This window comes from Qipengyuania sp. CAU 1752 (assembly GCF_054482615.1).
Genome location: NZ_JBTLRE010000001.1, coordinates 1422992 through 1444389, shown reverse-complemented (window position 1 = coordinate 1444389; position 21398 = coordinate 1422992). Strand labels below are relative to the sequence as shown.

At 62.6% G+C, this 21398-nt stretch carries 19 protein-coding genes; 4 read left to right on the top strand and 15 right to left on the bottom strand.

Annotated elements, in window-relative coordinates:
- Positions 1–6: 6 nt before the first annotated feature.
- The 11 genes from xrtA to ACXYL9_RS07005 form a co-directional block, all read right to left on the bottom strand.
- Positions 7–1569 (bottom strand): exosortase A, encoded by a 1563-nt coding sequence (gene xrtA, locus ACXYL9_RS07055; RefSeq protein WP_459038874.1) that lies wholly within the window; start codon positions 1567–1569, stop codon positions 7–9.
- On the bottom strand, positions 1559–2785 hold the full coding sequence (locus ACXYL9_RS07050) for a TIGR03087 family PEP-CTERM/XrtA system glycosyltransferase (RefSeq protein WP_459038873.1): 1227 nt from the start codon (positions 2783–2785) through the stop codon (positions 1559–1561). Before ACXYL9_RS07050 ends, xrtA begins: the two co-directional genes overlap by 11 nt.
- Entirely contained in the window at positions 2785–3849 is a 1065-nt protein-coding gene (locus ACXYL9_RS07045) for a FemAB family XrtA/PEP-CTERM system-associated protein (RefSeq protein WP_459038872.1), read from the bottom strand. The genes ACXYL9_RS07050 and ACXYL9_RS07045 overlap by 1 nt, the downstream gene beginning before the upstream one ends.
- A complete protein-coding gene (locus tag ACXYL9_RS07040; RefSeq protein WP_459038871.1) occupies positions 3846–4718 on the bottom strand; it encodes an XrtA system polysaccharide deacetylase in 873 nt (290 codons plus the stop codon). The genes ACXYL9_RS07045 and ACXYL9_RS07040 overlap by 4 nt, the downstream gene beginning before the upstream one ends.
- Before the next feature lie 31 nt (positions 4719–4749).
- The gene (locus ACXYL9_RS07035; RefSeq protein WP_459038870.1) at positions 4750–5940 is read right to left on the bottom strand and encodes an XrtA/PEP-CTERM system-associated ATPase; all 1191 of its coding nucleotides are present in this window, start codon (positions 5938–5940) and stop codon (positions 4750–4752) included.
- A gap of 21 nt (positions 5941–5961) precedes the next feature.
- The gene (locus ACXYL9_RS07030) at positions 5962–7674 is read right to left on the bottom strand and encodes a preprotein translocase subunit YajC (RefSeq protein WP_459038869.1); all 1713 of its coding nucleotides are present in this window, start codon (positions 7672–7674) and stop codon (positions 5962–5964) included.
- A 13-nt stretch (positions 7675–7687) separates the two neighbouring features.
- Positions 7688–8719 (bottom strand): P-loop NTPase family protein, encoded by a 1032-nt coding sequence (locus ACXYL9_RS07025; protein ID WP_459038868.1) that lies wholly within the window; start codon positions 8717–8719, stop codon positions 7688–7690.
- A gap of 11 nt (positions 8720–8730) precedes the next feature.
- A complete protein-coding gene (locus tag ACXYL9_RS07020) occupies positions 8731–10257 on the bottom strand; it encodes an XrtA system polysaccharide chain length determinant (protein WP_459038867.1) in 1527 nt (508 codons plus the stop codon).
- 14 nt (positions 10258–10271) lie between these two features.
- Positions 10272–10916 (bottom strand): XrtA/PEP-CTERM system exopolysaccharide export protein, encoded by a 645-nt coding sequence (locus tag ACXYL9_RS07015; RefSeq protein ID WP_459038866.1) that lies wholly within the window; start codon positions 10914–10916, stop codon positions 10272–10274.
- A gap of 181 nt (positions 10917–11097) precedes the next feature.
- Positions 11098–12360 carry a pyridoxal-dependent decarboxylase, exosortase A system-associated gene (locus ACXYL9_RS07010; RefSeq protein ID WP_459038865.1) on the bottom strand — a complete coding sequence of 421 codons (1263 nt, stop codon included), beginning with the start codon at positions 12358–12360 and terminating at the stop codon, positions 11098–11100.
- A complete protein-coding gene (locus ACXYL9_RS07005; protein WP_459038864.1) occupies positions 12357–13895 on the bottom strand; it encodes an acyl-CoA ligase (AMP-forming), exosortase A system-associated in 1539 nt (512 codons plus the stop codon). Before ACXYL9_RS07005 ends, ACXYL9_RS07010 begins: the two co-directional genes overlap by 4 nt.
- Positions 13896–13920: 25 nt before the next feature.
- On the opposite strand from ACXYL9_RS07005, the gene ACXYL9_RS07000 reads away from it, so the two are divergent.
- The 4 genes from ACXYL9_RS07000 to ACXYL9_RS06985 are packed head-to-tail and all read left to right on the top strand — an operon-like array spanning position 13921 to position 16729.
- Positions 13921–14910, top strand: a complete 990-nt coding sequence (locus ACXYL9_RS07000) for a GNAT family N-acetyltransferase (RefSeq protein WP_459038863.1) — start codon at positions 13921–13923, stop codon at positions 14908–14910.
- 36 nt (positions 14911–14946) lie between these two features.
- The gene (locus tag ACXYL9_RS06995) at positions 14947–15255 is read left to right on the top strand and encodes an acyl carrier protein (RefSeq protein ID WP_459038862.1); all 309 of its coding nucleotides are present in this window, start codon (positions 14947–14949) and stop codon (positions 15253–15255) included.
- A 2-nt stretch (positions 15256–15257) separates the two neighbouring features.
- Positions 15258–15956 carry a hypothetical protein gene (locus ACXYL9_RS06990; protein WP_459038861.1) on the top strand — a complete coding sequence of 233 codons (699 nt, stop codon included), beginning with the start codon at positions 15258–15260 and terminating at the stop codon, positions 15954–15956.
- Positions 15953–16729 (top strand): hydrolase 1, exosortase A system-associated, encoded by a 777-nt coding sequence (locus tag ACXYL9_RS06985; RefSeq protein ID WP_459038860.1) that lies wholly within the window; start codon positions 15953–15955, stop codon positions 16727–16729. Before ACXYL9_RS06990 ends, ACXYL9_RS06985 begins: the two co-directional genes overlap by 4 nt.
- Here ACXYL9_RS06985 and ACXYL9_RS06980 read toward each other — a convergent pair whose 3' ends face one another.
- From ACXYL9_RS06980 to ilvD, 4 genes are read right to left on the bottom strand one after another with little or no spacing between them, the layout of a single operon-like run.
- Positions 16730–17926 (bottom strand): class I SAM-dependent RNA methyltransferase, encoded by a 1197-nt coding sequence (locus ACXYL9_RS06980; protein ID WP_459038859.1) that lies wholly within the window; start codon positions 17924–17926, stop codon positions 16730–16732.
- Positions 17923–19338: an NAD(P)H-hydrate epimerase gene (locus ACXYL9_RS06975; RefSeq protein WP_459038858.1), complete on the bottom strand. Its 1416-nt coding sequence runs from the start codon at positions 19336–19338 to the stop codon at positions 17923–17925. Before ACXYL9_RS06975 ends, ACXYL9_RS06980 begins: the two co-directional genes overlap by 4 nt.
- Positions 19328–19690, bottom strand: coding sequence for a hypothetical protein (locus ACXYL9_RS06970; RefSeq protein WP_459038857.1), 363 nt, complete (start codon positions 19688–19690; stop codon positions 19328–19330). Before ACXYL9_RS06970 ends, ACXYL9_RS06975 begins: the two co-directional genes overlap by 11 nt.
- Complete coding sequence (ilvD, locus tag ACXYL9_RS06965) at positions 19671–21392, bottom strand: dihydroxy-acid dehydratase (protein WP_459038856.1); 1722 nt, start codon at positions 21390–21392, stop codon at positions 19671–19673. The genes ACXYL9_RS06970 and ilvD overlap by 20 nt, the downstream gene beginning before the upstream one ends.
- Positions 21393–21398 lie beyond the last annotated feature (6 nt).

Below are 21398 nucleotides of genomic sequence, written 5' to 3'. Positions count from 1 at the left end.
TGGGAGTTATCGCCTTTCGGCGATGCGGTCTATCCACGGCCCTAGCGGCTCTGTGGACCCGGCAAATGCGGCGATGGCCGCAGTTGCATCGCTGCCGGGGGCCTCGACGGCCGAGACAATAAGCATGGTGGTAGGCCGGGCCTGCATGGTGAAGCGGTCGGCGATGACTGCGAACTTGAGGTCGGCTGGGCTGCCGGTGAGCAAATCACCATGCCGGTACCAGGTCATTGCCACACGCCGGATGCGACCCAGCGCGAACAGATGGTCGACCTGCGCTCCGTTAGCGGCCACCCCCCCGCCCATCCAGCGCCACGGCGTATCCGGCACCAGGGCACCTTCTCCGGGAGCACCGGGGTCACTGTCTCCACCTGGCGAGGTATAGCGGGCAAGGAAGACATCGACGGTCTGCCCCGCATCATTGCGATACCGCCCGAGCAACCGTTGATCTGCCCCTCTTGCTCGCGGCTGCCAGGCCAGATCGGGTTCTGCGGCAATCGCCTGCCAATCCGGTACTTGCGGAAGCGAAAGGCGCGCTACCGGCTCTGCCTCGAGCCGCGTGGCAATGCCGGCCCACATAGCAAATCCCAGAAGCAGAACAGTGCCGGTTGTAGTAACTGTGGCGGCGCTTCCACCGACGCGCCCGATGCGGTCGACCCAACGTGTTGCCAGCAACGCGTCTGCATCGATGCCGGGATCGTTTGGAGCGCGGTCGAAATACGGCCAGGCGGCGCCGAGCACGATGGCAAGCACGATGGCGAAGAAGATCCAGCCGTAGAAAATGTGATCGAAACCGGCAGCGAATTCGATCCCCTGCGACTGGGCAATGTAGATCGTCCCCCAGGCCCGAATGCCATTGGCGATGATCGGCACAACCAGGCACAGGCCGAGGAACAGCGCCCGCCGCACCCAGCTGGTGAAGCATGCTTGGGCAACCATCACTCCCAGTGCCACCATGGCAACCAGGAACTGCACCCCCGAGCATGCCTCGGCGACTTCGAACAGGCCCACTGGCGTATCGATGAAAACGCCTTCGATATGGGCGGGCACGCCGCTCCATTCGGTCAGTGCGATGGTGATCTTGGCAGTTATCATCTGGAGTGCGGGCACAAGCTCGTCCCCGAAAGGAACGAGGAACAGCGCGTAGCCGAGCGGGAAGATCAGGCCGAGGGTGACCCGCGGCCCCAGCACGGCCAGCACCGCCGCCTGCATCGCCGCGACTGCGCCCAATTGACTGAATGTATTGATCTCGCCGATGCGGCCAAGAAACCAGAGCAACAAGGCGGTGACGAATGCGACAAGGCCGGGCCACCAGGCGACCGGCGTGATCTTCGCCAACTCGCCGCGCCTGATCCATACCAAACCTGCCAGAATGGCCGGGACCAACAGGATATGGTTATAGGTCGAAATGTTCCACCACTGGTCGAACATCGCCAGCCAGTCACGATGCGTTACCAGCAGGATCGAACCCCACAGCAAGGCGAGACGAGCAAGGGGGCCGCGCCAGATCGGTGCAATGCTGGCCCACCATGCTTTATCGCCCACCGGGTCGAGAGCAGCCTCATGCGGCATCGCGCTTGCCTCCGTCCGGTCTTGCGATCCGGGCCAGCGGGGCCAGCATCGCCGGCCATGCCTGATGGGCGAGGACATAATCGCGTGCAGCCCTGCCGAGAGATGCTGCCTTCGTGGTATCTTCGAGCAATGCTATGGCTTGCTCTATCATCGCCGCATCAGTGTCCGCGATGGCGAAATGCGTGCCATCCTCGGCGTCGATACCGGTGGCAGCTTCGGGTGAAACCAGAACCGGCCTTCCCATCGCCATCGCTTCGAGGACCTTGTTCTGAATTCCGCGAGCGATGTCGAGCGGCGCGACGACAAGGTCGGCTGCGCGCAGGAATGGCCGTACGTCCGGCACTTCGCCCCAAACGCGGACACCAGCCATTTTCTCCAGAGCCTGCACTCGTCCGGTCGGGGCGCGCCCGACAATGTGGAAAGAGGCTGATGGATGGCTTGCGCGAAGAGCTGGCAGGATGGCCGTGACCATCCGTTCGGCGGCGGCAATATTGGGCGGATAGTCCATCTGCCCGGTGAAGACGAGATGCGGTCCTGCCCCTTCGACCAGGCCGGGATGCGGCGCGACCGTCACCGGATCGAACAAAGCCGCGTCGATGCCATTGCGGATGGCGCGAATGTCGGCGTGGCGCACATCGTGGAGGCGTGATCTGAGCAGTTCGGCCTCGTTTTCGCTCACCAGCATGACCGTATCGGCACGCCGGACCAAGCGCTCCTCCTCGCGTGCAAGAACCACACCCTCGCGGCGGTCGATCCAGCTTCGCGGAGAATGGCCGGATGCCCCGTAGGCTTCGAACTTGGCGCTATCGACGTCGCACAAGTCTATCACAACGCGCCCGGAAAAATCAGCCGGGATATATTGCCCCATCTGTCCGGAGAATACGAAGATCGTGTCAATCGGTCGGGTGGTCACCACTTCACCAACCCATCGGCGCAGTGCGGCATTGTCGAACGCCGCGAGGCTGATCGGCCTGCCCGTGGCGAGCGCGTCAAGACCCGCCAGCGGCAGCGGTTTGGACCGTCTGACCAGACGATAGCTGGCCGCGATCCGTGCAAGATCGCCCTCCGCTGCAAGATCGCCCTCTGTTTCCGCAAAAGTGCCGACATGGACAGGCGCAAGCTGGACCAGCGCCTTGAGCAAATGGTGCGAGCGGATCTTGTCGCCCCGATCGGGCGGAAACGGGATGCGGTGCGAAAGGAACAGGATTTCACCCATCAGCCGAGCCCGCGAGCGATCACCGGGCCGATGCGATTGGCGACACCCAGTGGCAACTTCTTCCACAGCTCGATCTTGCGCTGGTAGCTTGCGCTGGTCGGCTCCACATCGCGCGGAGACGATCCGGGCGCAGTCCAGATAGAATAGACCAGCGGCTCGGGCTCGAAGCCCCAGTTCTTTTTGAAATGGTAGGGACCACTGCCAGTCTTGGAGCGTCCGAAATCGAAGGTGATGCAGCCCTTGCTGCGGGCGTGACACATCAGCGAGTAATACATCACCTCGTTGGCGCGCAGGGTCCGCGCATCCCACACCCCTCCGCCCCAATAAGGCAGTGCCGAACCCATGTGATACAGCGTCAGCACGCTCGCGACGGGGCGCTCGCCCTGCCAGACCGTGAGGATGTCAGCCTCGTCGCCGAAACCGTCGAGTACAGCATCGAACAGGCTGCGGGGAAACACCGGCGTGCCAAGGTTGCGGACGCTTTCGGCATAGCACGCGTAGTGCGCTGCGCGGTCTCGTTCGGCCTTGCCGATAGTGACCTCGAGATCGGCCTTCAGGCCCTTGCGAACTTCAGCGCGCTGCTTGCGTGGAATCGCCAGCAATTGTGCTTCATCGCTTTCTGCAAGTGGCTTGGCAAAGCCGCAATGGCTGTCGGCTCGCGTTTCCCAGCCTGACGGCACTTCGCCGCCGCGCAATTCGACCGAGGCACAGCTTCGCCGGATGGCGAGCTCGCTTGCAGCGCGGGCGAGCCGGCGGATTGTCTTGGAAGAGATAACCAGAGCGCCACCACCCACGGCAAACCCGCTCGAGACAAGCGCTGGCGCAAAGAGTGGTGAACGAACTTCAATCAGCGGCAGCCAGCCAGTTATCGCCCCGCTCTTTTCAGCGAGTATGCCGGTGGCCCGTTGTCCGGTGCCTTGTTCAACCGCCCGCAACCAGCGCGGAAGATGGAATGGCGAACCATTGGCGCGATAGACGAAATCGGCAATCCTCGCCGCTTCGCCGGGATCGCGCAGGTCTGCAATCGCGACCGTTTCCTCGCACAGGGCAAAGGGTGCATTCACGCAGCCAGTTCCTCCGCGTTCAGTGCTTCACGCCCGGCAATCATGTCCATCCGGCCCCAGGCGAATTCCTGCACCAGATCGCCCAGCTTGTCGGCCATCTTGTCGAGATTGGTGTAATGTCGCAGCCGCGACCGGACCGGGGCATTGCCGACACGGGGTTGCTGGGGATCGATTTCCCACGGATGGAAATAGAACACCGCTGGCCTGCCCTCCCGCCGGTTAACCTGGCGGATAGCCCAGCGACTGAAGGCATAGGGCAGCACGCGGAAGAACCCGCCCCCGCCTGCTGCTACCCTGCGGCCGCCAAGGATGGCGGTTGTGACAGGCAGTTCGACCAGGTCACTCCACGGCAGTGGCTTGAAGGCGAAGCGCGGGGCTTCGCGCCAGCCATAGTGGTCATGCGCCACCGGTGCAACGCTGGAGGAATAGCTGTAACCTTGTTCCGCCAGTTCAATATAGGCCCATGGCGTGCGCTGATCGATCGAGAAACTGGGCGCGCGATAGCCGGTGATCTTCACCCCGGCGGCATCTTCCAGGATCATCCGTGCCAGCTTGATATCACCTGCGAATTGCTTGCGGTCGAAAGTGAAGACGCGCGCGTGGTCATAGCCGTGGCTGGCCAGCTCATGCCCGCGATCGACGATGGCACGGATCAACGGGCCGTTCTTCTTCGCGACCCAGCCGAGCGTGAAGAAGGTCGCCTTGACTTCGGCGGCATCGAACAAATCGAGGATGCGCAGGACATTGTCCTCGACCCGGTTGGCAAGTCCATCCCAGTCGTCGCGGTCGATCACGTTCTCGAACGCGCCGACCTGGAACCAGTCCTCGACATCGACCGAAAGTCCATTTGTTATCACGGGCGAATTCATCGCGCCCCTTCCCTGGTTGTCATGCCCTCGATCAGGCAGCGCGGCGGCTTTGCCCTTCGATCCATTCGATCATCATCGCCAGCACCTGCCGGACGCTCTGTTCCTGTTCGGCAAGCCTGTTTTCGAGATGTTCGATGCGGTCCTGCGTATCGGCCGGCATCGTCGCCTGTTCTACCTGGGACAGCGCATCAACCGCCTCCTGCAAAGCTGCGATCTGGGCGTCTCGCTCGGCAAGCAGTGCTTCGAACCTGCGCGCTTCCTCATCCGTGCGTGCCTCGTCCGCTGCTGCCGAGAGCGGTTGCTCGAACGCCGCCGGTGTCCCGGTTTCAGCAAGAGCGTGCTTGATCGGGCCAGGCGCAGGTCCGCGCTGGACCTTTGCCATCGGCGACGGTGCCGCTTCGGGAAAGGCGTTATCACTCTGCATCTCGTTGAGCACGGCGGTCAGCATCGCATTATCGATCCTGGTCCGTTGCTCGACGGCGCCCAGCAGCAACAGGCGCGTTGCAACCTGGTTGACCCGCCGCGGTATGCCGCCAGTGGCCTGGTACATCTCGGCAAACACGCGCTGGTCGAAGGCCGGGTTTCCGTCCCAGCCGACACAACCGAGGCGATGCTCGATGTAGGGCTGCAGTTCTTCGGATTCCATTGGGCCGAGGTGATGCGCTGCGATCACGCGCTGGCGCAGCTGTTCGAGCTCGCCGTGATTGGCCAGCACGTCCTTGAACTCGGGTTGCCCGAGCAATAATTGCTGCAGCAAGGGGTGCGAGCCGAGCTGGAAGTTCGACATCATCCGCAGTTCTTCCAGCGCTTCGATGCTGAGGTTCTGCGATTCGTCTACTACCAGCAGACAGCGGCGGCCCTCGCGCGCTTCCTCGTGCAGGAAATCCTCGATCGCGCCCAGCGCACTGGCCTTGTCACGCCCTTCGATATCCAGCCCGAAGCTTTGTGCGACGACATGAACCAGTTCCTCGCCATCCAGATTGCTGGTGACGACATGCCCCACCGTCATCTGGGCAGGATCAATTTTTTTCATGAGATGCGCGACCAGTGTCGACTTGCCCGACCCGATCTCGCCGGTGATGACAATGAAGCCTTCACCCTGTGCAAGTCCGTAGCCGAGATAAGACAACGCCTTGCGATGGGTCGCGCTCTCAAAATAGAAATCCGGATCGGGCGTGAGCTGAAAGGGTCGCCCAGTCAGGCCATAGAAATCATCGAACATTTCCCTCGTCCTTTCGCGGGCTCAGAAATCGTAGCGAAGGCCAACCAGGGCCGACGCGGTCTTGAGGTCTTCACCGACCGTCTCGCTGTCGAGATAGTCGAGCGAAACGGCGGCACGGGCCGAAAGGCCCTGATAAACTTGCTGATTATAGCTGGCCGATGTGCCGAGCACGGTCGCGTCGCCATCGGTGAAATCGCTTGTCAGGTACGCGCCATAGGCGTTGACCGTGAACCCGGCGCTGCGTCCAACCGGACCGGACACGAACAAATTGCCGTAATAGCTTTCCTCAGTCAGGCCATCAGCTGCTGCGAGAACCGAGCCCGGCGCGGCGATGAATGTGCGCCGATCATAGCCAAGTCCAAAGCCTGCGCTCATCCGGCCCACTGCCTGCGAATAGGTCAGCACGCCGCCGCGACTGCGGAAGGCGGAGCTACGCACCGAGGCGAGCGAACCGCCAAAACAATTGCCGCCCTCGAGGCTGCTGACGCAGCCGCTAAGATCGCCGGTCACGGCGTTACGCGTGGCCTCGAAATCGGTCGGCAAGGCGACCAGTGCATTGTTGATCGCGCCGCCGAAGCCGGACAGGCGATCATAGACCGAGACATTGACCGAGCTGCGGCTGTCGGGCGCATAGGCAAAGCTGCCGTAATAGGTATCACTGTCATAACGGCGACCGTAATGCGCAGCGAAGGAGGTGCGGGTTGAGGGACGCCAAAGCACGCCTACATCCCAAATCAGCCCGTCGGTTTCAAAGGCGATCCGGCGCGGCGAACTCTCGTCGGTTACAAACCGGCCAGTGCCATCGACAACCGGCAGTCCGGCCCCATCGCGTAGCACATCGCGGCTTGAGACCTCGACATCTTCATAGCCGATGCCGCCCACCAGGCGCACGGTGCGCCCCACCGGCACGGTGACGTCGCCCCGGACATAGGAATCGCGCACACGCTGGTCGAGATTGTCGACGTCTTCCTGGTAATACCCAGCTCCGATGCCGGCACCAACGGGTACCCCAGCTTCAGGATCGATGCCAACGCGGGCGTGGGCTGAATGCAGCGTGCTTTCATCGAAAACATCGACCGGCGGAGCACCGGGAGCGGTAACGACCGCGTCAGGCGCTTCGACGCGGGTGTAGCCGAAACGATAGGCGGCCGTGACATCGGCCGCCCCCAGCTTGGCGGTGACATTGGGTCCGGCATAGGCCGAATAGATGCGGCTTTCGCTGTCATTGCCCAGCCCTTCGACGGCATCGAGGCTCGATCCGCCGCCATTGTCGACCTGGGTCCGGGCAGCGAGCGCTCCGGCCTCCACCGTCAGTTCATTGGGGACAATCGTGGCATAGCCGCGCGCGACGCCAGTCACCGTGTCGCTGTCGAGGACTGCGTCGTCATATCCGATATTGCGCTCGTAGCGCAGCGAGACCGAGCCGCCGTTGTTGCGGCCCTGCACACTGGCGTCCACGCCCGCGGCGACCTGGCTATAGGTCACCACATCGTCACCGGGAGAGAGTTCAGCGGCCACTACGTGGCTGGCTTCGATATATGGCTGGACCTGCGCGCGCTTGCGCACCGGTGCATCGCGGCGGCTGTCACCGTTGCTGTTCGAAGCCGCAGGCGGGCCTTCGCCCGAACCCCCGCCGGAGACGGCATCGTCCCCGGCATAGAACTGGGCCTGCGCAGCGGCAGGCAGAGCCAAAGCAACGGCCGCGACGGATGCTAGATAATGGACGCGTTTCATCGATCGTCCCCCCTCATTCGTAATACGAGCCGAAGCGACGACCGCTCGGGCTGAAATTGGTGGCATTGAGCAGCAGCTTGATGTCGTCACACGAAGCGAGAAGCTGGCACGAATCCTCGATCGCGTTGCGTCCGGTCTGGTCGGCACGGGCGATCAGGACGGTCTGGCCGACATGCTTGGCAAGTTCTGCAGCAGGTGATGCAGCCAAGGCAGGCGGGCTGTCGAAAATCACGATCCGGTCAGGGCGCCCGATAGTCAGTCGCTCGAGCACCTCCAGCGTCACTTCACCGGCAAGATATTCTGCGTCCTGGTTGGTGGTGTTGCCGGCAGGAAGCACCCACAAGTTGGGAATATCGGTCCCGATAACGAGGTCTTCGACCGGCACATTCGGGTTGGCCAGTGCATCCATGAACCCGGCCCCTTTGGGCAGGCCGAGCGTCGAGAGCACCGAAGGTTTGGCGATGTCGGCGTCTACCAGCAGCACTTCCATGTCGCGTTCGGCTGCCATCGCGATGGCCAAGTTGACCGCGCAGAATGTCTTGCCTTCATCCTGATGCGGTGAAGTCACCAGGATGCGGCGCGACAGCGCATTGCCGCGGGTCTTGGCAGCGGCGAGCAACTGGCGTTTCACGATACGGAATTCTTCAAGCAACTCGCTGACCGGACCACTCGGGTCAATCAGGCCCTGATCGCGCAGATGCTGACGATCGATCTTGTAGCTCGTCCCATTGAAGGCGCGCGATAGCGGCTTGTTTTCGATGACCGCTGGTGGCGTGGGCGTGGTCGTAGGGACCGGCAATTGTGCGTTCGGCGGCGTCGCGGGTTCGGCGGCGGCGGGGTCAGCCAATGTCGCCTCGTCTGCCGTTCGCTCGACTTTTCTGGCCCGTTTCATGGGCCGATCTGCAAGCCTTCCGGGGACTGGTGCAACGCCCAGGCGATCAAGCCCGAACGCGCCACTGGCTTTCTCCAGCAGCGAGCTTTCGCCTGATGCGTTCTCGCTGGTCAACTTCTCGCCGGGGAGCGGGATTTTCTTCTGTTCGGTCATTATCCCTCTCCTCAGGCCACACTGCCGACCTGGATGAATTCGATAGCCAGCAACACCAGCAACACCGCGCCAAGCGCCCCTGCCCCGGCAAAGAACATGCGCGTCTTCTTGGCTTCCTGGGCGCGTTGGTCAGGTGTGAGGCTGTTCGAAATCGCGCCGAGAACCGGTAGTCCCAGCGCCCTTTCGAGGCCGGACGTGGTGGCGAAAGTCGATTTGAGCTGGGTCATGGCAAAGGCTGACCCCACGCCAGCGCCGACACCAAGTATCAGCACGCCGAACAACAGCAGCGGACGGTTTGGCGCAGCCGGTTTGAGCGGCAGGGCCGGCGCATCGATCACGTCGAAGCGGAACGAGCTGCGTTCGGTTTCGAGATTGCTGCGCAATTGCAGTTCTTCGCGATCCTGCAGCAACTCGTCATATTTTTTCTTAAGCACCTCGTAATCACGACCGATGCGCTGGGCCTCCGCGGCGAGTGCCGGTTCGCTTGCCTGGTCTGCCATTCCCATCGAGATCTCGGCCTGCAAGGCCGCCTTGCGGGCGAGCAGCGCCTGCACGTTAGCCTGCCGTTCGGCCTTGATTGAAATCAGCGAGCTGTAGGCCGGATTGGGTATCCCGACGGCTGCCCCCGATCCGCTTTCACGGGCTGCCTGCTGGCGCAGCAATTCCATCTGCCGGATCGCTGCCTGCATATCGGGGTGATTATTGGTCAGCCCGCGCGAACGCAGTTGCGCAACTTGGGCCTGAGCCTGGGCATAGGCGCCAGCGGCGGTGCCCGATCCTGCGGACCCCGGCAGCGTCTGCGGAGTCCCGGCGATCTGACCATTGATGGCGGCAAGCGCGCTTTGTGCCGCGGCGATGTCTGCATCAACTCCGCGCAGTTCGGCGCGAGTCTGGATGATCCGGCCGGAAATGGCGTTGGCGCCGCCCACCAGTTCGGGATGTTCGGTTTCGAACGCCATCAGTCGGGCTTCAGCGGATTCGAGTTCTTTCGCCCTGTCGTTGAGTTGCGAATCAAGCACCGCGACCGCCTCGGCCACTTCGCCGCGATTGCCGGCGATGTTTTCTTCCCGGAAGATATCGAGCAGTTTCTGCACCACGTCCTGGGACAGTCGCGCATTCTCGGGATCGGACAGGTGCCCCTTGCCGATCTTGGCGTTAATTTCGAAGAGATTGTCCTCCTCACTTTTGACCGTCACCGCCTCGCTCAAGGAGCCGATTTCGCGCTCCATCTGCTGCGGCGTGGTGACGCCCTCGCCCAGCTTGGTCGAGCGGATGACCTTCTCCAGCGTCGAGGCGCTGGCGAGTGTCTGGCGCACGCGCTGGATGTCAGCCTTGTCGCTGCCGGCGATGCCGGTCTGCTTGCTCAGGATATCGTCGAGCTGGACGAAGATCTTGGCCTTGGATTCGTAGGTGTTCGGGATCATCGCCACGACCAGCCAGCCGGCCAGGCACACGCCCCAAGCGACGCCCAGCACCAGCCACTTTCGGGCCCAAGCCGAATAGAGCGCTGCGCGGAGTTCTTCGAAGACTTCGTTCATGCGTCAGATCGCCTTCAGAAGGTGCTTTCAGGGATGATGATGACGTCACCGGGGGCGAGCAGGACGTTGGCCTTGCTGTCGCCCTTGCGCAGCAGGTCACTTAGCCGCAAGGCATACTCGGTCTGCTGGCCGGTTTTCTGGTCGCGCCGGATCAGCTTGGCACGATTGCCGGCGGCAAATTCGCTCAAGCCCCCGACCGCGATCATGGCATCGAGCACGGTCATATTGGCGCGGTAGTTGATCGAGGCCGGCTGCGCCGTTGCGCCGATCACCCGCACCTGCTGGCTGAAAGTGCCGGCAAACTTGTTAACTATGACCGACACGATCGGCTGCTCGATATATTGCGATAGGTGGAGGCGAATATCCTCCTGCAACATGGCCGGGGTCTTGCCCACGGCGGGCATGTCGGTGACGAGCGGAATGGTGATCCGGCCATCAGGGCGGACCTGGATTTTCTCGGCGCCCAGTTCGGGGTTGCGCCAAACGTGGATCGACAGTTCGTCAAGCGGGCCAATGACATATTCCTGGCTCGGCCCTTCCTGAAGGGCGACGAAGTTGGCAGGTGGCAGTTCCTGCCCGCCGCCAGCGGCGCAACCGGCCAGCGCCAGCGCGGCCATCGTGCTACCAGTCAGAAGAAGAGGTACTCGGGTAATCGACATCGAAACGCATCCTTGGCCAGGTGCAGGACCCTGCCATCCGCCGAACTACGGACAGACGGGTCCCTGCGATTTGGCAGCGTTTCTCGCTAAAAAGGGTGAATATCCCGTTAGCTTTCGAGAGCTTGTCAGCGTCGTTCCCAATACGGGACAGCACCGCTGTAAAGGTTAAGCGCGCGGTAACCTAAACGAGCAGTTCTCGCGCCGGCCCCTGGCCGAGGAACTGCGCCGGAGATGCGCTCGCGCCGTAGGCACCGGCGCAGAAAATGGCGACGATATCGCCGACCTCGGCGCGAGGGAAAAACCCCTTGTCGGAAAGCCTGTCGAGCGGGGTACACAGGCAGCCGACGATATGGGCGACTTCCTCGGGCTCGGCGTCGAAGCGGGACGCGATGGCGGCAGGATAATTGCGGCGAACCACGGTTCCGAAATTGCCCGAGGCGGCGAGCTGGTGATGCAAGCCACCATCTGTCACCAGGAAGGTTTCACCATGACTCACCTTGCGGTCGACCACACGCGACAGGTAAACCCCTGCCAATCCAACCAGATAACGCCCCAGTTCAATGCAAAGATGCGCGTCAACAAGGCTTGCCGAAAGCTGCGCAAACCGTTCCTCCAACGCAGCACCGATAGCCTCTATGTCGAGCGTCTGGTCGCCATGGAAATACGGAATGCCGAAGCCGCCCCCCATGTTGAGCTTGGGCAAGGCTTGGCCGACCTCACCTGCAATCCTGTCTGCAAGGACAAGGACGTTGGCCTGCGTTTCGATGATGGCATCGGCCGACAGCGCCTGGCTGCCAGTATAGATATGCAAGCCGCGCCATTCGGCTCCTGCGGCGATGATTTCGCGGGCCAGCGTCGGCACGCGGTCAGCATCGATCCCGAACGGCTTGGCCCCGCCGCCCATCTTCATCCCCGAGCCCTTCATGTCGAAATCGGGATTGACGCGGATGGCGAGCCTGGGCGTAGTACCGAGCTTTTCTCCCAGCGCCAGCGCACGGGCAGCTTCATTTTCGGATTCGAGATTAAGGGTAACGCCAGCCGCGATTGCTGCGCGCAATTCCTCGTCGCGTTTGCCCGGCCCTGCGAAACTGACCCGCGCCGGGTCAATTCCGGCGTCCTTGATCATCGCCAGTTCCCCACCCGAGGCAATATCGTAGCCATCGACCTTGTCTGCCATGAAACGCAGCACATCGGGGTGCGAATTGGCCTTTATCGCGTAATTGATATGCAGTCGGTCGGGCATTGCCTCGCGCAAAACCGCCAATGTCGTCTCGATAACGCTGCGCGAATAGACGAACACAGGCGTGCCCCCCGCGCTGGTGGCAAGCTGGCTTGCCGTCAGCCCTCCGATCGCCAGTTCGCCATCAATTGTCTCGAACCCGGGCGGAATGGGTCCGAGCGGCTTACCGGGCGGCTTTTCAAGCGGATTATCCTTCGCAGTCATGCCCCGATCTCCCGTGCAATGGCGGTGCGGTCAAGCTTGCCATTGGGGTTGAGAGGGAGAACTTCACGCCAGTGAATGACTTGCGGCTGCATGAAGTTGGGCAATTCGCGGGCCAGCGCCTTGGGCAAAGCTGCCTGCGCATTCTGCACATCTGCGGCGGGCCGCACGACCAGGTGGACCGCCTGTCCCAGCCGATCATCGGCCACGCCAAGCGCGACCGCTTCGACCACCAGCCCCGTCGCTCTTGCTGCATCCTCGATTTCCTGCGGGCTTATGCGATTGCCAGCGCTCTTGATCATCGCGTCGCGCCGCCCAACGAAATAGAGCAGACCGTCGCCGTCCCGCCGAACCCGGTCGCCAGACCACACCGCCATACCGCCATAGCTCGAACCTGCGGGCGCTGGCTTGAACCGCTCCGCAGTCCGCTTGGCGTCCTGCCAATATCCTTGCGCCACCAGGGGGCCGCAATGGACCAGTTCGCCTTCCTCACCCGCCGAAGTAACGTCGCCATCGTCATTGATGACAAGTATCTCGGCGAAGGGAATGGCTGTACCCATCGAGGTCGGGTGACTGTCGACCAAGGCGGGGTCGAGATAGGTCGAACGAAAAGCCTCGGTCAGGCCATACATGGGGAACAGCCGCGCTTGCGGAAAGATCGAGCGCAGGCTGCGGACCAGATCTCCTGTCAGCACGCCGCCCGAGTTGGTCATCCGGCGCATGGGTTCGACCGCCTCCTGCGGCCAGTCGATCTCGGTCAGTTGCACCCACAGCGGTGGCACTGCGGCCAGCGTAGTGACCCGGTGGCGAATGCAGGCTTTTACAACGTCGCGCGGCATCAGATAGTCGAGCGGCACGACACAGCCGCCCGCATGCCAGGTCGAAAGAAGCTGGCTTTGGCCATAATCGAAACTGAGCGGCAGGACGGCGAGCGTCACGTCGTCGGCCTCCAGCCCCAGGTAATGCGCCACGCTCACCGCGCCGAGCCACATATTGGCATGACTGAGCATCACTCCCTTTGGCTGGCCGGTCGAACCGCTGGTATACAGTATTGCTGCCAATGACCCTGGATCGGCATCAGACAGACCCATTGCGCCGTCATGCGCAGCCACGCCGTCCCACACCGCCTGCTCGTCCAAGGTAGCGCAGGTTTCGGGCACATCGCCCGGTTCCAGCGATTTCAGCCGCGCAGCCGTGCCGAGGATGAGCCTTGCTCCGCTGTCGGCCAGTATGTGAGCCGCTTGAGCGCGCTTAAGCAGCGGATTGATCGGGACATGAACTAGCCCGGCCCGCGCGCACGCTAGCGGCAACAGGCAGGTGAGCGCCCCCTTCGACGCCCAGCTGGCAACCCGCGCCCCCTCGTCCTCACCGCTATCGGGCAATTGTGCACCCAGCCAGGATGCAAGCGCAGCGATACGGGTTCTTAAGGCGTGATAGCTAAGGGTCTCCCCGCGCAGGACCAGCGCGGGCGCATCGTCCTGGCCGCATTCGGCAAGGTGATCGAGCGGCCGGGGCATCGGGTCGGGCGTTTGGGACATCTGGCTTTTTTCCGAAAGGGGTTTAGTGACTGCGATTGCTGCCAGCTATCACGACAGGGTTAATGTCTTGCAAGGGATGATGACCGCTAACGCATCTCCTTTCGACAGGCCCGAATGGTTCGCGCTGCTGGCCGAGCGCAAACCTGCGTTGCTGGCAATGGCGAGCGATGGCGAGCACTATGCCGCCCTGCCGCTGACCCGCGCCAATGGCCGGCTCGAACCACTGACACATTGGTACAGTTTCACCTGGCGCCAACTTGCGCCTTCCGGGCCAAAAGGCGAACGTCTGCTCACCAGTCTGGCGCGTGATTTGCGTCGCCAGTCGCACCGGGTCACGCTGTGGCCCGTTCCAGATGAGGACGGCTCTGCCACGCGTCTCGAAACCGCCTTTCGCAGCGCCGGATGGCGGGTCTTTCGCGAACAATGCGACGTTAATCACGTGCTGACCGTTAAGGGACGCAGTTTCGCCGAATATTGGGCCGAGCGCCCCGGACGGATGCGCACAACGCTCAAGCGCAAGGCGAAGAAAGTCAGCGTCGAACTGCTCTCCCAATTCGATGCTGCCGCCTGGGACGCCTATGAAGCCGTCTATGCCAGCAGTTGGAAACCGGCCGAGGACACACCTGATATCCTGCGCCGTTTTGCCGAGCAGGAAGGGGCTGCAGGTCGCATCCGACTCGCCATCGCACGCCACGAAGGCGTACCGGTCGCGGCGCAATTCTGGACCGTCGAGAATGGCATCGCTTACATCCACAAGCTCGCGCACCTGGAGGCGCATAAATCCCTCTCGGCAGGGACCACGCTGAGTGCGGCATTGTTCGAGCACGTGATCGATATCGACAAGGTGACGCTTGTCGATTTCGGAACCGGCGATGATCGGTACAAGGCAGACTGGATGGAAGAAGTGCGCCCTCGCTTTCGCATCGATTGCTTCGATCCGCGCCAACCTAGGGCGTGGCCGCCTCTCGGCAAGCGGGTCTTGACGCGACTTGCGCGTAAACCCGCACAAAGCTAGGGAGCCAGCCTGTTTCAGGGGCTGACGGGACAATCAATGGCCACCGATCCGACCAAGGACGGCAAAGATGCGCTCGGGGAAAGCCGGGCCAAGATCGACAGCGCATTGCGCTCGGTGCTGTGCGATGTCCTCGGCCTCGACGCCGCAGATGTGGCAGAGTTCGATGCCGATACGGGCTTGTTCGGTCACTTGCCCGAGCTCGATTCCATGGCCGTTGCAGGTCTGCTGACCGAACTTGAGGACCGGCTCGATATCCTGATCGAGGATGATGATGTCGATGGCGAAATGCTCGAAACATTTGGCGGCCTGCTGGCCTTTGCCGAAGCCAAGGTCGTCGGGGACTGACATTGCCCATCTATGCTGAATGGCCCTGCCCGCTTCCCGGCGGGACAGTTCATGACGAGATGGCGCGCTTGTTCGACGAGGGGCGCAAACATCGCGTGCTCGTGATTCCGCCACTATTCGACGAACACAACAAGATGCGCCACCAGCTGGTCGAGGTTATGCGGCGACTGGACCTTTCCGGCATCGACAGCGTCCTGCCCGACTTGCCCGGACAAAACGAGAGCACAAAGGCCCTCTCAGGCCAGAGCCTCGAGAGCTGGCGCGACTCCATCAAGGCGGCAATCGCGCATTTCCGGCCTTCGCGGTTCCTGTCCGTGCGTGCGGGGGCGTTGCTGGTGCCGGTCGGAGTGCCCGGGTGGGACTACGCTCCGATGACCGGCCAACAGGTGCTGCGCGGCATGGTCCGCGCCCGCATCATCGCCGCGCGCGAGGCCGGTCGCGAAGAGACCACCGATGCACTGATGGAGCTGGGCCGCAGCGGAGGTCTGGAACTGGCCGGCTGGCACATAGGGCCGGACATGTTCGCGCAGCTCGAAAAAGCTCAAGTCGCCGAAAGCCCGATCCGTATCCGGATCGAGCAGTCGATGGTTGGCGGAAAGCCGCTTTGGCTGCGCGCTGAACCGGACAACGATCCGGAACAGGCGGACGCGCTGGCAGCTGTCATCGCCATCGCCGTAGATAGCGCTGGGGGCCACGAATGAGCCGTCTGCACCTGACCTTCAACTGCGAAGGTGACACCCTTGCAGCGACGCTCGACACCGCGCCCTCCGCGACTGGCTTGTTGCTCGTCAGCGGCGGCAACGAGATCAGGTCCGGAGCGTTCGCGGGGCAGGCAAAGCTGGCCGAGAAAATCGCCCGAGCTGGCTTTCCGGTATTCCGTTACGATCGCCGAGGGATCGGCGACAGCGAGGGAGAGAACAGCGGATACACCGGCAGTGAAGCCGATATACGCGCCGCCGTGGAAGCATTCCAAGCGGTTGCCCCATCGGTCACACGCGTCGTTGGCTTCGGCAATTGCGATGCAGCAAGTGCGCTGATGCTGGCCGGAGGAGCGGGCTGCAACGCGCTTGTTCTGTCCAACCCCTGGACGATCGAGGATGAGGCTGAATCTACCCCGCCCCCGGCGGCAGTTCGGGCCCGCTATGCGAAGAAATTGAAGAACCCGCGCGAGTTGCTGCGCCTTCTGACCGGCGGCGTAAACATAACAAAGCTTCTCAAGGGCTTGCGGGCAGCATCAAAGAAGGATTCAGCACCAAGCGGGCTTGCACAACGGATGGAGGCTGGGCTGGCCCGGTTCCATGGCGATGTCCGTATTGTACTCGCCGGTGCCGATCGGACTGCCCAAGTCTTCGAAAGCGCCTGGGACCCGGACGATGGCCGCATCCAGCGCTGTGAAGGTGCCAGCCATGCATTCGCGGAAGATCACGCGCGTGCCTGGCTCGAAAAAGCGATCCTTCAGGTTTTGCGAGGATGATCAGCGGGTAAACAGGCTCGCCAGTTCGACATGGGTCGACCAGCGAAACTGACCTACGGGCTTGACCGCCTCCAGCTTGAAACCGGCATCGACTAACCGCTTGGCATCCTTGGCCCAGCTGGCCGGATTGCAACTGACGTAAACCACCCGGCCAATCGAGCTGTCGGCGATCTGTTCGATCTGTTCGCGCGCCCCGGCACGGGGGGGGTCGAGCAACACCGCGCCGAACTTGCCGATCTCATCCGCCATCAATGGATTGCGAAACAGGTCGCGGTGCTGGGCGAACACCGGCTTGCCGGCCATCCGCGCCGCAGCCTGACAGGCCAGATGCACGTCGCGTGATGCCTCAGCCGCCAGTACCTTGCCCGGACCTGCCAAGGCGAGCGCGAAGGTGCCAAGCCCGGCAAACAGATCGGCGATCGGCGAATAGCCCGCCAGCCACTCGCGCGCCGCCTCCACCAGTGCCGCTTCGCCATCCTGCGTCGCCTGGAGGAAACCTTCGGCGGGGAAGGTCACAGCTACGCCGCCCAAGGTTACGGTGGCAGGTTCGGGCTCCCACACGGTCTCTGGGCCGTATCCATCATCGACAGACAATCTCGCCAAGCCCTGATCGCGGGCAAAATCAAGCAAGGCCTCGGTCTGGGCAAGGTTTTCGGCGCGCAGTCCCTTGATCGTGCAGACGGCGCCCTGATCGATCGACGCAAGCTCGATATCGGCAGCCAATCGCCCTTCCCAGCTTTGCAGCAACTCGCGCAGCGGCTGGACAAGTGCGAACAGTTCGGGCCGGAGCACCGGACATTCGGCGAGGTCAACGATGATATGCGACCGCCCTTCGCGATAGCCGAGTTGGACTGACTTTCCTCGCCGCGCAGCATGCAACGTCGCACGCCGCCGCGCCTGCGGAGGTGACAAATGTGCGGGCAGGACGGTAGCGGGCACGATCCCCTGGCCTTCGGCTGCGTAGGTCACCCGTTCGGTTACGAATTGCGCCAACGCCGGTTCGTCGACGTGCTGCAATTGGCAACCGCCGCAGCGCTCGAAGTGACGGCAAGGCGGCACGGCACGGTGCGGACCATGGATAAGCGAGCCGTCGGACTGCAGGATATCACCTGGCACACCGCCGGTCGCATGGCGACCGTCCGCAGTCACACCATCGCCCCGCGCGGCGATGCGGATAATTTCATTCGGATTGCTCACAGGAACGTCGCGTAGGCGCTCGATACACGGTGCGCCAGCTTGCTGGCCGAAAAAGCCACGCCTGCCTGTCGCGCAGCTTCATGATGGAGCCACACCGCTTCGCCGGCAGCGATTGCCGGATCGCCATTTCCAGCAGCATATCGGCTCGCCACAATCCCGGCCAGGACATCGCCGCTGCCCGCGACCGACAGCCACTCAGAGCCGCGCGGGAAATATCCGACACCATGCACCGAGCAAAGGATAGTGTCCGGCCCCTTGGCAAGAACCGTCAGTCCGGTGGCTTCTGCAAGATGTTCAGCGCCTGCGCGTTTGTTCGCTCCTTGCACGGCAAAGGATGAGCAGAGCGCGGCCAGTTCGCCCTCATGCGGAGTGATGACAATCCGGCTTGTGTCAATGCCCTCGAGAAGGTCGGGACCAAGCAGCATGAGCGCATCGGCATCGACTACGGCCGGGCGACCGCTTTCGAGCACAGCGCAAACCCGGTCGCGTGCAGTCAACGACCGACCGAGCCCCGGCCCCACCAGGACAGCATCGATCCGATCATCTCCAAGACTTTCCGCAAGCAAGCCGTTATCGATGACGAGATCGGCAGGCAGGTTAGCAAAGGAAGCATCGCCAAACAGTTTCACATAGCCAGCACCTGCCCCCAACGCAGCCATCGCTGCCAACGTCGCCGCTCCCGGCATTTCACCGGCAACGACAGCCACCAGTCCGCGCCTGTATTTGTGCGTATCAGGCGGCGGGGGTTCGATCTTGGGGCGCTGAAAGACCTTTTCCTGCACCGTTTGGTCGGCAATCCCGATATCGACCAATACCCTGTGACCACAATGGGACGCTGACGGACCGGACCAGTGCGCGCGTTTCCATGCGCCCAGCGCGATGGTCATGTCGTAGGGCCGCACTTCCGCGTCGGCGGCAATGGCCTCGCCACTGTCGGCAGATACGCCGCTCGCCACATCTATGGCGATGCGCTTGCGGTGCGAGACCCACAGCCCGTCCAGCAGGTTGTCCAGATCGTCCGAAAGCGGACGCGAGAGCCCGCTACCGAACAGACAATCGACAAGGACTTCGCCTTTTGCCTGGCCCGCAGATTGAACCACTGAACCAGAATATTTCGTCGCTGAGTTCTTCGCTGCATCTGTTGCCGGAGCAATGGGTGCAACCACCTTCACATCGGCACCGCGCTTCGCGATCTCGGCCGCGATGACGTATCCATCGCCGCCATTATTGCCGGGGCCGCACAACACCGTGACAGGGCGCCCGGCGGCCAATCGCCAGACCCAATGGGCGGCACCCTCGCCCGCGAGGCGCATCAGATCATCTACCGACGTACCGGCGCCGATCAATTTCTGTTCTGCCGCCTGCATCTGTGCGACGGTCAGGACCTGGTTGGAAACGGCTTCACTGCGCATTGAGCCGTGCCGGAAAAAGGTAGCGGTCCTCGCCCACTTGGACTTCGAGCTGGTCATTTTCCAGCCTGTTCACAGCCCCATCCGCTCCATCATGTGGAACCAGGCCGCTGCCATCCTGGGCCAGTTCGAACAAACGAAATCCGCCACCGGGATGATTGACGCGGTATATGACAGTGCCGTCCTGCTCGACTCGCTGAAACGTGCAGCTGTCGGTCAATTCCGCACCCGATCCGATAGCACAGGCAAGCTTCTGGTCCCCCGGTTCGACCGCAGTCTCGTCCGCTGCCTCGCCGCCCGAACACGCGGCCAGGACAGACGCGAGTACCAGCGAGTTATATGTCCGCATAGACATGTCGCTCCGCCTTGGCACCGGGATGGGTCACCGCACCCTGATAAGCAGGCCCGACCCCTTGAGCATAACGCCAGAGCGCTCCCGCCTGGTAGTCATTGGTCCGGGGCTGCCATGCCTTGCGACGTTCAGCGAGCACCGCGGCATCGACGTCGAGATCAATCGTCCCTGCGACTGCATCGATCGTGATCGTGTCACCGTCTTCGACCAGCGCAATCGGGCCGCCATCGGCCGCCTCGGGGCCAACATGGCCAATGCAGAATCCGCGTGTTGCGCCCGAGAAGCGTCCGTCGGTGATCAGCGCCACCTTTTCGCCCATGCCCTGTCCATAAAGCGCCGCCGTCGTGGCGAGCATTTCGCGCATCCCGGGCCCGCCCTTGGGTCCTTCGTAGCGGATCACGATGACACAGCCTTCGGCAATGTCACGATTCTCGACCGCGCTGAACGCGTCCTCCTCGCAATCGAACACGCGCGCGGGCCCGCTGAACTGCAATCGGTCCATGCCTGCGACCTTCACGATCGCACCTTCGGGAGCGAGCGAGCCCTTGAGTCCAACGACACCGCCGGTAGGTGTGATCGGGCGCGACACTTCGTAGAAGACCTTCTGGTCGGGGTTCCAAGTTATCTCGTCGATATTCTCGCCCAGCGTCTTGCCGGTGACAGTCATTGGTTCGGGATCGATGAACCCGCCATCAAGCAATGTCTTCATCGCCATGTAGACGCCGCCCGCTTCGTGCATGTCCTTCGCGACATAGCGTCCGCCTGGCTTGAGGTCAGCGATGTAAGGTGTTGATTTAAAAATCTCTGCTACGTCGAAAAGGTCGAATTCGATGCCGCATTCGCTGGCCATTGCGGGCAGGTGCAAGGCAGCATTGGTCGAGCCGCCGGTGGCTGCCACGACCCGCGCCGCGTTCTCGAAGGCGGCGCGCGTGCAGATGTCGCGCGGCCGCAGATTGCTCTCCAGCAGCGCCATCACCTGTCGTCCGGCTGCAACTGCAATATCCTCGCGAGACTTGTAAGGAGCAGGAGTCATGTTACTGTTTGGCAAGGACAATCCGATGGCCTCGCCGACACAGGCCATGGTGTTGGCGGTAAACTGGCCTCCGCACGCGCCGTGTCCCGGGCAGGCGACCTTCTCCAGCGCGGTCAGTTCCTTGAGCGGGCAATTGCCCGCCGCATGCTGGCCGACCATTTCGAACACATCGACCACGGTCACGTCCTTGTCGTGGAACCGGCCCGGCAGGATCGAGCCACCATAAACGAAGATCGACGGCACGTTGAGGCGCAACATCGCCATCATCATGCCCGGCAGGCTCTTGTCGCAACCGGCAAAGGTAACCAGCGCATCATAGCAATGTCCGCGCACCGACAGCTCGACCGAATCCGCAATGACCTCGCGGCTGACCAGCGAGCTCTTCATGCCCTGGTGGCCCATCGCGATGCCATCGGTTACGGTGATCGTGTTGAACCGGCGCGGCATGCCGCCACCTTCTTCGACGCCCCGACGCGCGATATCTGCCTGTGCGTCGAGCGTCGTGTTGCACGGTGCGCTGTCATTGCCCGCGCTGACGACTCCGACGAAGGGCCGCGCGATCTCCTCTTCGGTGAGGCCCATGGCATAGTAATAGGATCGATGCGGAGCACGCTCGGGGCCAACCGAGACGTGGCGACTGGGCAGCCTGGACTTGTCGAATTTCTGCGTCACGCGTTT